General features: G+C 27.3%; 15 protein-coding genes. 6 read left to right on the plus strand and 9 right to left on the minus strand.

What is annotated here, in order from left to right; genetic code table 11:
• Together J7G74_RS02645 and J7G74_RS02650 are read left to right on the plus strand one after the other, a co-directional pair.
• Nucleotides 1–357: threonine/serine exporter family protein (locus J7G74_RS02645; protein WP_297131561.1), on the plus strand; the 357-nt coding region annotated here is incomplete at its 5' end.
• The gene (locus tag J7G74_RS02650) at nucleotides 357–815 is read left to right on the plus strand and encodes a threonine/serine exporter family protein (RefSeq protein ID WP_297131564.1); all 459 of its coding nucleotides are present in this window, start codon (nucleotides 357–359) and stop codon (nucleotides 813–815) included. The genes J7G74_RS02645 and J7G74_RS02650, both read left to right, overlap by 1 nt.
• A gap of 24 nt (nucleotides 816–839) precedes the next feature.
• Here the strand turns inward: J7G74_RS02650 and J7G74_RS02655 are convergent, their stop codons facing one another.
• From J7G74_RS02655 to J7G74_RS02675, 5 genes are all read right to left on the minus strand, one after another.
• Nucleotides 840–1550 (minus strand): DUF434 domain-containing protein, encoded by a 711-nt coding sequence (locus J7G74_RS02655; protein ID WP_297131567.1) that lies wholly within the window; start codon nucleotides 1548–1550, stop codon nucleotides 840–842.
• Between the two features lie 159 nt (nucleotides 1551–1709).
• Nucleotides 1710–2165 (minus strand): thioredoxin-dependent thiol peroxidase, encoded by a 456-nt coding sequence (bcp, locus tag J7G74_RS02660; RefSeq protein WP_297131569.1) that lies wholly within the window; start codon nucleotides 2163–2165, stop codon nucleotides 1710–1712.
• A gap of 83 nt (nucleotides 2166–2248) precedes the next feature.
• The gene (locus tag J7G74_RS02665) at nucleotides 2249–2689 is read right to left on the minus strand and encodes a hypothetical protein (protein ID WP_297131571.1); all 441 of its coding nucleotides are present in this window, start codon (nucleotides 2687–2689) and stop codon (nucleotides 2249–2251) included.
• Between the two features lie 94 nt (nucleotides 2690–2783).
• On the minus strand, nucleotides 2784–3848 hold the full coding sequence (locus J7G74_RS02670) for a sulfurtransferase (RefSeq protein ID WP_297131574.1): 1065 nt from the start codon (nucleotides 3846–3848) through the stop codon (nucleotides 2784–2786).
• A 186-nt stretch (nucleotides 3849–4034) separates the two neighbouring features.
• Entirely contained in the window at nucleotides 4035–4202 is a 168-nt protein-coding gene (locus J7G74_RS02675) for a hypothetical protein (protein WP_297131576.1), read from the minus strand.
• Nucleotides 4203–4376: 174 nt separating this feature from the next.
• Between J7G74_RS02675 and J7G74_RS02680 the strand changes: the two genes are divergently transcribed.
• Both J7G74_RS02680 and J7G74_RS02685 read left to right on the plus strand, forming a co-directional pair.
• The gene (locus tag J7G74_RS02680) at nucleotides 4377–4565 is read left to right on the plus strand and encodes a hypothetical protein (RefSeq protein WP_187295366.1); all 189 of its coding nucleotides are present in this window, start codon (nucleotides 4377–4379) and stop codon (nucleotides 4563–4565) included.
• 11 nt (nucleotides 4566–4576) lie between these two features.
• Nucleotides 4577–4825 (plus strand): spore coat protein, encoded by a 249-nt coding sequence (locus J7G74_RS02685; RefSeq protein WP_297131579.1) that lies wholly within the window; start codon nucleotides 4577–4579, stop codon nucleotides 4823–4825.
• A gap of 292 nt (nucleotides 4826–5117) precedes the next feature.
• Here J7G74_RS02685 and J7G74_RS02690 read toward each other — a convergent pair whose 3' ends face one another.
• The 3 genes from J7G74_RS02690 to J7G74_RS02700 form a co-directional block, all read right to left on the minus strand.
• Nucleotides 5118–6401, minus strand: coding sequence for a WD40/YVTN/BNR-like repeat-containing protein (locus J7G74_RS02690; RefSeq protein ID WP_297131582.1), 1284 nt, complete (start codon nucleotides 6399–6401; stop codon nucleotides 5118–5120).
• Between the two features lie 357 nt (nucleotides 6402–6758).
• On the minus strand, nucleotides 6759–7043 hold the full coding sequence (locus J7G74_RS02695) for a hypothetical protein (RefSeq protein ID WP_297131585.1): 285 nt from the start codon (nucleotides 7041–7043) through the stop codon (nucleotides 6759–6761).
• 227 nt (nucleotides 7044–7270) lie between these two features.
• Nucleotides 7271–8089, minus strand: a complete 819-nt coding sequence (locus tag J7G74_RS02700; protein WP_297131588.1) for an Mrp/NBP35 family ATP-binding protein — start codon at nucleotides 8087–8089, stop codon at nucleotides 7271–7273.
• Nucleotides 8090–8404: 315 nt separating this feature from the next.
• Between J7G74_RS02700 and murJ the strand changes: the two genes are divergently transcribed.
• On the plus strand, nucleotides 8405–9958 hold the full coding sequence (murJ, locus tag J7G74_RS02705; RefSeq protein ID WP_297131591.1) for a murein biosynthesis integral membrane protein MurJ: 1554 nt from the start codon (nucleotides 8405–8407) through the stop codon (nucleotides 9956–9958).
• Nucleotides 9959–10007: 49 nt separating this feature from the next.
• Here murJ and trhA read toward each other — a convergent pair whose 3' ends face one another.
• On the minus strand, nucleotides 10008–10655 hold the full coding sequence (trhA, locus tag J7G74_RS02710) for a PAQR family membrane homeostasis protein TrhA (protein WP_297131593.1): 648 nt from the start codon (nucleotides 10653–10655) through the stop codon (nucleotides 10008–10010).
• Between the two features lie 284 nt (nucleotides 10656–10939).
• On the opposite strand from trhA, the gene J7G74_RS02715 reads away from it, so the two are divergent.
• Nucleotides 10940–11750, plus strand: an 811-nt coding sequence (locus J7G74_RS02715) for an aminotransferase class I/II-fold pyridoxal phosphate-dependent enzyme (RefSeq protein WP_297131596.1), incomplete at its 3' end; no start/stop codon positions are given.

Raw genomic sequence — 11750 nt, forward strand, 5'->3', positions numbered from 1 at the left:
CCTACTTTTATAGCAACTTTTATAACTTCAATAATAGGAGTAAAAATATATAATAAAATAATAAGTTTAAGCAGTATTCCTGCTTTTGCCAGTTTGATATCATCTACATTCATTGCTATTGTTGGTGTTTTATTAACACAACTAAATATACTACCTAATCCTGCTATGCTAATAGTCGGTTCAATAATGCCAATACTTCCAGGAGTATCTTTTATAAAAGGTCTTAGAGACTTAATTTCTGGAGATTTAATGTCTGGTGTAGCCCGTGCATTTGATGCACTTGTCACTGCTGTAAGTATAGCTTGTGGCGTTGGTATAGTTCTTGATATTTGGTTTATGTTAGGAGGATTAGTATAATGACTGATATGTCCATATTCATGCATTTTATATATTCATTTATAGCAACAATAGGTTTTGCAGTCTTTTTAAATGCACCTAAATTTACACTTATCCCTAATGGATTTGTAGGAGGAATAGGTTGGTCTGTGTACTTCTTTTTCATTACAATAACAGGTAATGAAATGGTTGCAAATTTTATGGCTGCACTTTTAGTTTCTCTAATGAGTGAAATCTTAGCTAGAAAATTAAAACAGCCAGCAACAGTTTTTGTAATACCTGGAATTATACTGTTAGTTCCTGGTTTAGGAATGTATAAAACTATGCTTTATTTAGTTCAAAATGACTATGCTAATGCAGTTGCCAAAGGTGCTGATGTATTATTCATTGGTGGTGCTATATCAATGGGTGTACTTATTATAACTGCAATATTTAGAATGTTAAACATAGTTTCGCAAAGAAAAGCTACTAGTAAATAGTAGCTTTTTATATTTATATAATTTTTAATTCAACTCAATAATATTCGCATCTTTTATGTACTTTTCTATTATCATTTTACTTAGGTTAAAATAACTTATACACTTGTCAATTATTACTGCATCACTACTTACTACTCTATCTAATTTTTCCAAAATAACATCTGCATTGTTTACAAGTTTCACATAAGTATCTATATTTGTATTTTTTGCACATTCTAAGATTTTATATTTTAAATTCCCTGAATTCGATACTGGTGAATCTAAATAAAAAATTACTGATTTACAGTTATTCTCTTGTAAAAACATATATATTAAATTTAATGCTTCTTCTGTTTTATCAATAACTTTATAAGTTCCCCTAAGTCCTGCTAAATCCCTAATATTATCATCACTACCAATAATTAATGTTCCTTTTGATAACGCAACTTCTAGGGTTATTATTAAGTTAAAACCATCTATGTAAATAGTACCTTCTCTTAATTTATCTATGGATAACCTTTTGTTTTTTCTTATTTCTTGTTGTTCATTAGTGCATACTACTCTCTTTATACAATCTCTTTGCCTATTTGAAAATTGATATCTATTTGATACGAAAATTACTACAGGTTCTATTTTATATTCTCTATTTATAAGCCATTCTACTTCTTCCCTTGCTTTTGTTAATCTTAATAACTCTTTTTGAGAAAACCATCTTTTATCATTTTCATCAAATCCTCGTCTTGATTCTTTAGGCACTTTTTCAGTCACCACCTTGGAACGTTTTTTATAATTTAGTTTTGTTTTTTATATAGATACTTATTTTATTATTTCTATTATTAATTAATTTATTTCATTTGTAATATATAATATTTATATTTTATAACAAAAAAGACCTGGGCTTCTCCCAGATCTCTATTATCCTAAATACTCAAGTATTTCTCCTGCATTTTTATCAGTTTTAGCTTTATTATATACTTTCTCTATTATTCCATTTTCATCTATTATATAAGTAGTTCTAACAACACCCATACTTACTTTTCCGTATAATTTCTTTTCTTGCCATACATCATATGCTTGTATAGCTTCTAATTCTGGGTCTGATAATAATATAAATGGTAATTCATGTTTTTGTGCAAAGTTACTATGCGATTTTACACTATCTTTACTTATTCCTATGACTACTACATCTTTATTTTGGAATTCTTCATAATTATCTCTAAATGCACAAGCTTGTTTAGTACATCCTGGTGTATTATCTCTTGGATAGAAATATACTACTACCTTTTTATTTTTAAAATCTGATAAACTAACTTCATTTCCATCTTTATCTTGCAGTTTAAAATCTGGTGCTTTCACTCCTACTTCTAACATTTTTTATCCCTCCGATTTTAATTTATATTACATATTATACCAAGTATATTTAGCTTTAAACCTTTTTAGATAATTATAGTTATTTATTCATTAACTTTTATTTCACCTACAAATACTGATAAAAATGTTTTAATAATTTGAATAAATGTAGCTAAGCCAAGCATCAAGCTCATAAAATAAAATGCCCTAAAATCTTCAGTAGAATATAATAAAGTAAACCCTGTATAAATGGAAGTTAGAATAACCATAACAATATTCATATTAAGTATACTTCTATTTAATTTTGACTTCTTTTTTATATAAAATACTAGAGTTAATATCATTAATATTATAAATACTAATATACTAATATATTGTAATTGTTGAATAGGATATGCTTCTTCAAAAATACCATTTTTATAAATTACATATCTCAACATACCCATTTTTTTTCGTGTAAAATAATTCACAACATATATTCCCACTAGTAATAATACTTGTAATATCGTAGCTATTATATAAAATACTTTATTCATTTTTTTCATGTAAATCTCAACCTCTTTGTCCTAAAAATTCACTATCATTGAAATAAGCACTGCAATTTTATACAGTGCTTATATTTATTATACATTATATAATTTATTTAGCAGCCTTATCTTTTGATAATTTTCCTACTGTAGTATATACAACATCATCGCTATTTGGATCTCCAACTTGTACAGGAAGGTCTTCATTCATTTGCCATTGATACCATCCACCATCATAAAGAGTCATACCTTCCCAGCCTGCCTCATATGCAATTAACCATGGAATAGTAGCTCTCCATCCAGTACCACAGTAGAATGAAAGTTCATTTTCTTTACTAAAATCTAAATCTTTCCATAATTCTTCCATTTGTTCAGCAGTTATATATGTACCATCTTCATTTGTATAGTCTTCCATGTTGTATGGGTCGCTTCCTCCACGTCCCCAAACAGCACCTTTAGGCTCTCCAGCTCTATCTATATAGTTGTATCCGCTTGTTTCACCTTTAAATTCTGCTTCACTTCTGATACTTACTAAACGGAAATTTGAATCATTTTCTAGTTTATCTACCACATCTTCTATAGACATCCAATACTCTGGATGCGCTGGAACAGTTGTACCAAAATCTTTCGCAACTGTTGCTTCTTCTATTTTAGTTTCTGTCTCATATCCTGCCTTCTCCCAAGCAGTAAGACCACCATTAAGTATTTTTACATTTTCAACACCTGCCCAAAGATATGCATATGCAACTCTTGCAGTTCCAGAAACATCAGACCCATATAAAATAACAGTTTTATCTTTTGTTATACCTAAGTCTAACATACCCTTTTCAACTACCTCTGGCTCAGATAAGTTCCAATATGGTTCTGATTCTACACTTGCTATATCTACATGTAAAGCTCCTGGAAGATGCCCTTTTGTATAATCTGGACTATCTTTATATGTCCCCCATGAAGCTTCTAAAATAACGTAATTTTCAGATTCTGGCTGATTTCCATCAATTACACTTTGTACCCATTCAGGTGTCACAAAAACTTTATTTTTTTCTACTTTTTCAGCCTTTACATTTGATTTACTTTTTGTTTCTTCTGATGATTCTGATTTAGCAGAATTACATCCTACTAACATTGATGCCACCATAGCTATACAAAGTAGCAAATTTATTAATTTATTTCTCATAAGTATCCCCCTATTATTGCTTTTATCTTACTCTATTGTACAAAATTATGAATATACATTCTAATAGTTTATTTCAATATATAGTAAGTATTTATTTAATTTTTCTATAAGTAAAATTTCTATAGTTAAATTAAAAACCACTCAACTATTTTAAGTAGAAAAGTGGTTTTTAATAATTATCTATAATTATTTGCTATTTATATCTTCTTCCTCATACATATCTAGACTTTTCTTAAGTGTAGAAGTCCATTGATTATTTCTCTCATCTTTTTCTTTTACCTCAGTTTTACTTGTCCAAGAAATATTTGAACCTGCCCATTGATTATTACATTCACACTTTGTTTTTTTATCCATGTTTTTTCTCCTTTTTATAATATTTAAATATATTATTTGTAGAAAAGGTGAATATAATCTATACATTTATAACTTATTTCAATAATTATATAATAATAAATTAAATAATATTCTCTGAATAATAAAAGCTTTTTGTTTAATACTATTACTGAATTCAATTAAGGAGGTGCTAAAATGCTTCATCAATTAAATCAATTAGAGTTACAAAACATACGTCATCTAATAGGCGCTCATTGCACTATAGAAAAAAAATTAAATGAATATGCTTCAAAATGTACTGATCCTGAACTACAACAAATGCTTACAAAAGATGCTCAAGATGCAAAAGCTAGCAAAGAAAAATTAATGGCATTCTTAAATTAGGAGGTAAAACTATGCAAGAAAAAGAAATGATAAATGATTACCTTAGTGGGTTAAATGCAAGTTTAGCTGGATATGGTGGTATAATAGCTCAAACAGAAAATGAACAACTTCGCCAAACTATACAACAAATGAGAGATCAAGACGAGGTTCGTCAATATAATTTATTTAAAAAAGCCAAAGAAAAAGGTTACTACATACCTGCTCAGCCTGCTACAAATAGTGAAGTATCAATAGTAAAACAACAAGTTTCACAAGGATAAATCTTAGGAGTTATAGCATACTATTATTTAAAATTCTAGATGTTATAACTCCTATTTTTGTTTTTATAAGTAATTTTCAAATTACATATGATATAATCAGCAGGCTATTTTTTATAAAGATCACTACTATGAAAGACTTACACTGATATATCTCACACCTACAGACTACATAGATACATAAGAGAAAAATGTAGGTCTATTAAATTATAATAAATTCTTTTAAAAATGAAAGTATCGAAATTTAAATATCTGTATGAATAATTATAGAGATAGCGTAGCTGGTGAAATAAATCTATTTTTTAACTTCTTCTACATATTCCCATGTTTTACCTTTATCTTTAGATTGATAAAGTGCTTTACTATTACCATTGTAATCTCCATCTGTTCCCTGTCCAACTAACATATAAATAATGTCACCCTTTTCATAAGGAATACCTGGACAATCAAAAGGTACTATAGATGCTCCATTTTTTAACTTAACTTCATATGGACTATAATCTATCTTTTCAAAAGATATACCCCCATTATCCGTTCTGTATAAATCTCCACTATCACAAGAAGGGTTATTTGCTACTATAAACCCAAGCTGCTCATCCATGAATGTCATCCCTGATAAGCTACCAATAGCCCCATTGAATGGATTCTTATTTATAACCTGCCAATTAACCCCACCATCAATAGTTTTTCTAAGTGAATAAAAAGTGCTACCTAATGCTTTATCTGTAACATCCAATTTATAAGCAATTTTTCCTGATAAATGAAATTGTCCTTTTCCATCAATTATATCCTGCTGATTATTCATAGAAGGTTCTTCATATCTAATTATTGGCTCCATACATGATTGACTCCATTTTGAATCACATATCAAATTATATCTATCTGGTATTATATCTTGCTCTTTTCCAGGTATAAATATGGATACGGTATATCCAATTGTTTCAATATTTACCTCTCCAAAATAATATTCCTTACCTTTTTCACTTATATTAATTATACCATCTGTATTATATCCCCAATTTCTTTTTCCATAGTAGAGCAATCCATACTTATCTTCATTAAACTTACTAGTTGTTTTATCGAAAGGAATAGCATTTACTGTCTCAATCAAAGGATCTATCAATTTATCATCGTTATAATCAAAATTTGCCTGTCCATTTAATCGTAATGTAATATCTTGTGATTTACTTTTATCATAAGTTATTAAATACGCTTTATCTTCTCCATCATTATTTTTGCCATAAACAAATGTATATAAAGATGTAATCGTACCATGTGAATTAAATTCAAGTTCAAATACATTTGACATATATAATTTATTTGGCAAAGTATATTTTTTATTTATATCTTGAAAAATACCTTCTACACCATATTTATATATATTATTATGTTCAAATTCAACTGATCTTTCATTTTTTAATCTTTCTATTACCCATGAAAGTTTTCCCCTATAATTTGTTGCACTTTCATAAATTTTCATTCCATATATAGATGTTATTGAAATAATAATTATTATAGAAATATATCTCCATGATTTTAGTTTAATTAACTCTCTAGGCCTATAATCTTTGTTTTTCATATTTTTAATAATAATAAATATAATTATAGAGATAAAAAATAATATACAACCTAGTAAAATATAAATAGTATTATTGACTCTTCCATACATGCATAATAAAGATAGTTCATAACAAAAAATCCAGTATACAATTATTAGAATAGGATTTTGTAATAATACCTTTAGTATGTCTTTTAGTTTTTTCTTAAATATATAAATCCCCCCCATTGAATTTAAAGTTCGTAATATATGTAATTTATAATAATTATATAGTTTAATCTATAATCAATATTATCATCTATTATTTTCTAAATATCTAACCCGTCTTTCTGGTTCATGTATTCTACTATCTATTAATATTATTTTATATAATTATACTTATAAGAAAGATATTATTAATAAACATGTATAAGTTGAAAATGAACTTATGTATTCTTTCTCATATCTAAACAAGTTTATACCTGATAAAATACAAAGCATAGCAGAGATACCCAACCTTAACCAATTCATATAAAGCCAGAAGTCTCCACCTAATACTACATCAGGAGATGTATTAAACTCATCTACGTAGATACCTAAGTTCCAAAATAATTTATATGATATTATCAAACAAATAAGGCTAAGTATAAATATAGTTCCATTTATAAACTTACTTTTTCTCATGACTATCTCCCCCAAACTTAATAATTAGGTAAATTATAACATATTTAAATCTATACAAGTATACACAAAACAAATATTTTAGTGTTCATATAAAGTACTAATAAAACTTAGCTGAAAGTTAAAAATGGTATTAACATATAATTAAAGAGGGCTGATTTCAACCCTCTTTAATTATATGTTATTTTTGATACTATACTTTAAACAAAGTGTTATTTTTAAATAATTACTTACTTTATTTTTTCAACTATTCCAGTTAAAATATCATCTAATTCTTCACTAATATTATCTACACCTTTATGTGTTATTTCAATAACTTCTCTAGTCATAGGTAACTCACCTAAAAGTTGTAAATTCATTTCATCTAAGAATTTACTTGTGTCATCAGCATCAAATAATTTTATTTTTTTACCACAATCAGGACACTCAATATAACTCATATTTTCAACAACACCTAATATATTGACATTAAGCTTTTTAGCCATATTAATACCTTTTGCAACTATCATTGATATCATATCTTGCGGAACTGACACCATTATCATACCTGTTATTGGTAATTTTTGCATAACTGCAAGGGCTACATCTCCTGTTCCTGGAGGCATATCTATTAATAAATAGTCTAACTCTTCCCACATTACATTATTATAAAATTGTTGAACTGTACTAGTTAACATAGGTCCTTTAAATACTACCGGTTGACTTTCATCTTCTACCATAAAGTTTATAGACATAGTTTTTATATTGTCTTTAGTTATTACAGGATATATATCTACTCCGTTGCTAGATAAGGCTTTTTGATCGTGAACTCCCATAAGTCTTGGTATACTTGGTCCTGTTATATCTGCATCTAATATACCTACCTTATATCCTTGTTTATTTAGTTTTTTTGCGATTAAAGATGTTATTGTTGATTTTCCAACACCACCTTTTCCACTCATTACTCCAATTATATTTTTTATTTTATTATTTGGATTATTTTCAATTCCACAAGAAGTAGCTGGTTTGCTACAACTTCCTTTTGATGGACATGAATTACAATTTCCCATTTCAATTACCTCCATAGTCTATGCTAGTCATCTTTATTTTTATCTATATTTATATCAAATTTTTTAATGAATTAATTTTATATTTAATATATACCCATAACTTTAAAGTTTAATGTAATTTTTTACGAATAATGTACAAGTTTAAAAGATGTGATATTTTTGGATACTATTAGCCAAAATTAAAGATGTTAAGATATTTTTATCAAAATTGTAATATAAAAATCTAACTAACGTAACATTATAGGCTATAATATAATGTATAAATTAAATATATTGATTATATTTATCCAACTTAACATGAAAAGAGGTAACTATATGTCTAGAGTAGCAAAATCGGCCTTTATATTGTTTATAGCATCAATGATATCAAAGGTTATTGGCTTTTTGAGGGATCTTACTATTGCATATGTATATGGAACAGGTGTTATATCTGATTCATATTTAATGGCTTTGAATATTATAACAGTAGCATTTATGTCATTACTTTGTGTAGCTATTCAAAGTACTTATATGCCAATTTATACAGATATAAAATCAAATGAAGGAAAGGCAAAAGCCTTAAAATTTACTAGTAATATCATAAATATTATCTTAATAATCTCATTAATAATAATCATATTTGGATGGTTTTTTACAGAGCCACTAGTTAAATTATTTGCAATGGGATTTGAGGGAGAAAGACTCCAACTTACTATGCAATTAACTAAAATTATTTTATTTTCAGTTGGTTTAGTTTGTGTTACATATGTATTAAAAGCATATTTAGAAATATATGATTATTTTTTAATTACAGGGCTTATGCCTTTACCATATAACATTTCCATAATAATAGCTGTTTTACTTAGTAAAAAATTTGGTGTAAATATGCTAGCGTATGGAACTGTAATTGCATTTTTTCTCCAGATGATATTTTTAATTCCATTTTGTTATAAAAATGGATTTAAATATAAACTAAATATTAATTTATCAGATAAAAATGTAAAGAGAATGGCAATAGCTATAGTTCCTATTTTAATAGGTGCTTCAGCAAACCAAATAAATAGTTTAGTAGATAAAAACTTAGCGTCTACCATATCAACGGGTTCTATATCTTCATTAAACTATGCATACAAATTAGATATTTTTGTTATAGGATTATTCGTAGCTTCAATAACATCAGTAATATATCCTCTATTCTCTAAATTAGGATCTGATAAAAACTTAAAACAACTAAAAGTTACATTTTCTAAATCAGTAAATTTAGTTATTTTAATAACTATGCCGATTTCTGTAGGTGCATTTATATTAGCTGAACCTATAATAAGGATACTTTTTGAAAGAGGGGCATTTGATGAAAATGCAACTAAGATTACTGCTCAAGTCTTATCTTTATATGCTGTCGGTATGGTAGCAACTGGAATGAGAGATGTTATGGTAAGAGTGTTTTACTCCTTACAAGATACTAAAATTCCAATGAAAAACAGTATACTATCCGTTATATTTAATGTTTTCTTCAGCTTAATTTTAATAAAAAATATGAAAGTTTCAGGACTTGCATTAGCATCAAGTATTTCAGCAATACTAGCTGTATGTTTCTTAATGTATAGTCTTAGAAAAAAAATTGGAAAATTCAATGGCAAAAGTATTATATTAACACTTTTTAAAACATTGATAGCTTCGGCTGTAATGGCTAGCATTGTATTGTTTATCTTTGGTAAAATATCTTTAATAAGCGAATTTTTAGCCTTAATTGTTTCAGTAGCTATAGGTATAATAGTATATAGTGTAACTGTATTAATTTTAAAAGTTGATTCAACTGATTATATTATTAATCTAATAAAAAATTTAATTGGATCATTCAAACAATTAAAAAAAAATAAAAAGATGTAGTATATTTACTACATCTTTTTTTAATCTATCTTCTTAAATCTAATTTTAATTATATTACGTACTCATATACAGATATAAAGTGAGACAAACTCCCTAGAAGAATGAAAATATGGAATATCTCATGGAATCCTAATCTTTTAAATTTAAGAGCTTTTGGCTTAAGTCCATATATTATAGCTCCTATAGTATAAAAAACTCCACCTAATACTAATAAAAACATCCCTCCAAATGCAATTGAATTATGAAGTGGTTTCATCATAAATACGGCAATCCAACCCATTCCTACATAAATACATGTAGATATACATCTAGGACATTTAAACCAAATCATTTTAAATAATACACCACATACTGCTATAGTTACTATTATACTAAATAATATCCATCCTTTAGTTCCCTTCAATGTAATCAAGCAAAATGGAGTATATGATCCTGCAATAAGTATAAAAATCATAGAATGATCGATTCTTCTTAAAAAAGCAATTACCTTGTCTGATGCAATTACTAGATGATATGTAGCTGATGCAGCATATAGTAATATTAAACTAACTCCAAATATAATTACTGAAGTTAGGTATATAGTTGATGGATTAGTTAATGTGGTTTTAATCACTAAGGCTAGTAGACCGACAAAAGAAAGAATTGCCCCGCCTAAATGTGTAAATCCATTTATAGGTTCTCGAGCATATGTCCCCATAAAGTGCCTCCTCTATAATATTATTTATTTAATTAAATCAATACAAATTAGTTTATAATCTTTTAATCGGTCAATCGACCGATTATGCTTTAATTGTATCTTTCTTAAATCTAAAAGTCAACCCAGAAATAAGTATCTTACTTCATTTATTATAATGCATTATTTCAATTTCATATCCTATTTTATAAAATATGTTTTTCCTATAATAAAAATTCTCTATAATGTCCCACTTTTCACTTGATTTTAATAATATAAAGTATCTTGACACTTTTGGAGGGTTAAAAATGGACTTTATAGACAATTTAGTATCAAAAAGACTTGGTGGATCATCTTTCTTTGATGCAAGTACAAAATTATATAAGTTTGAAAAAATAAAGAAGGCAACTAATGAAGCGAAACTTAAAAATCCACATTTAAAACTTATTAATATGGGTGTTGGTGAGCCAGATAAAATGGCTAACTCTACTGTTGTTGATGTTTTATGCAAAGAATCCTATAAAAGTGAGAATCGATTTTATTCAGATAATGGTATTTTAGAATTTCAGGAAGCAGCTTGTAGATTTATGAAAAATGTATACCATATAGATAATTTAACATGTAATAATGTCATGCATGGCATCGGCTCTAAACCTGTGTTGGCTATGATTCCAATTGGATTTATAAATCCTGGTGATGTTTGTTTGATGACAGTTCCAGGATATCCTGTAATGGGAACTTACACTAAATTTTTAGGCGGTGAAGTTTATAATTTACCTCTTTGTAAAGAAAATAATTTTTATCCAAACTTAGAAAACATTCCAGAAAATATTCTAAAAAAAGCTAAACTACTCTATATAAACTATCCAAATAATCCCACTGGACAAATTGCTACTAAAGAATTTTATGAATATTTAATTGATTTTTGTACTAAAAATAGTATATTTATTATTTCTGATATGGCATATAGTGCCTTAACTTATGGTGACCATGAACCTCTTAGTATACTAAGTATTCCTGGTGCTTTAGATATTTGTATGGAAATTCATTCTCTTTCTAAGAGCTTTAATATGACTGGTTTTAGAATGGCATTCGTTGTTGGTTCTGCTAAAGCTATCA

Source organism: Terrisporobacter sp., from assembly GCF_017888745.1.
Classification (GTDB): Bacteria; Bacillota; Clostridia; order Peptostreptococcales; family Peptostreptococcaceae; genus Terrisporobacter.

Bases quoted from the DNA above. Each gene is read 5' to 3' on its own strand.
- J7G74_RS02650 (WP_297131564.1), top strand. From the start codon at position 357: ATGACTGATATGTCCATATTCATGCATTTTATATATTCATTTATAGCA.
- bcp (WP_297131569.1), bottom strand. From the start codon at position 2,165: ATGTTAGAAGTAGGAGTGAAAGCACCAGATTTTAAACTGCAAGATAAA.
- J7G74_RS02665 (WP_297131571.1), bottom strand. From the start codon at position 2,689: ATGAAAAAAATGAATAAAGTATTTTATATAATAGCTACGATATTACAA.
- J7G74_RS02670 (WP_297131574.1), bottom strand. From the start codon at position 3,848: ATGAGAAATAAATTAATAAATTTGCTACTTTGTATAGCTATGGTGGCA.
- J7G74_RS02675 (WP_297131576.1), bottom strand. From the start codon at position 4,202: ATGGATAAAAAAACAAAGTGTGAATGTAATAATCAATGGGCAGGTTCA.
- J7G74_RS02680 (WP_187295366.1), top strand. From the start codon at position 4,377: ATGCTTCATCAATTAAATCAATTAGAGTTACAAAACATACGTCATCTA.
- J7G74_RS02685 (WP_297131579.1), top strand. From the start codon at position 4,577: ATGCAAGAAAAAGAAATGATAAATGATTACCTTAGTGGGTTAAATGCA.
- J7G74_RS02690 (WP_297131582.1), bottom strand. From the start codon at position 6,401: ATGAAAAACAAAGATTATAGGCCTAGAGAGTTAATTAAACTAAAATCA.
- J7G74_RS02695 (WP_297131585.1), bottom strand. From the start codon at position 7,043: ATGAGAAAAAGTAAGTTTATAAATGGAACTATATTTATACTTAGCCTT.
- J7G74_RS02700 (WP_297131588.1), bottom strand. From the start codon at position 8,089: ATGGGAAATTGTAATTCATGTCCATCAAAAGGAAGTTGTAGCAAACCA.
- murJ (WP_297131591.1), top strand. From the start codon at position 8,405: ATGTCTAGAGTAGCAAAATCGGCCTTTATATTGTTTATAGCATCAATG.
- trhA (WP_297131593.1), bottom strand. From the start codon at position 10,655: ATGGGGACATATGCTCGAGAACCTATAAATGGATTTACACATTTAGGC.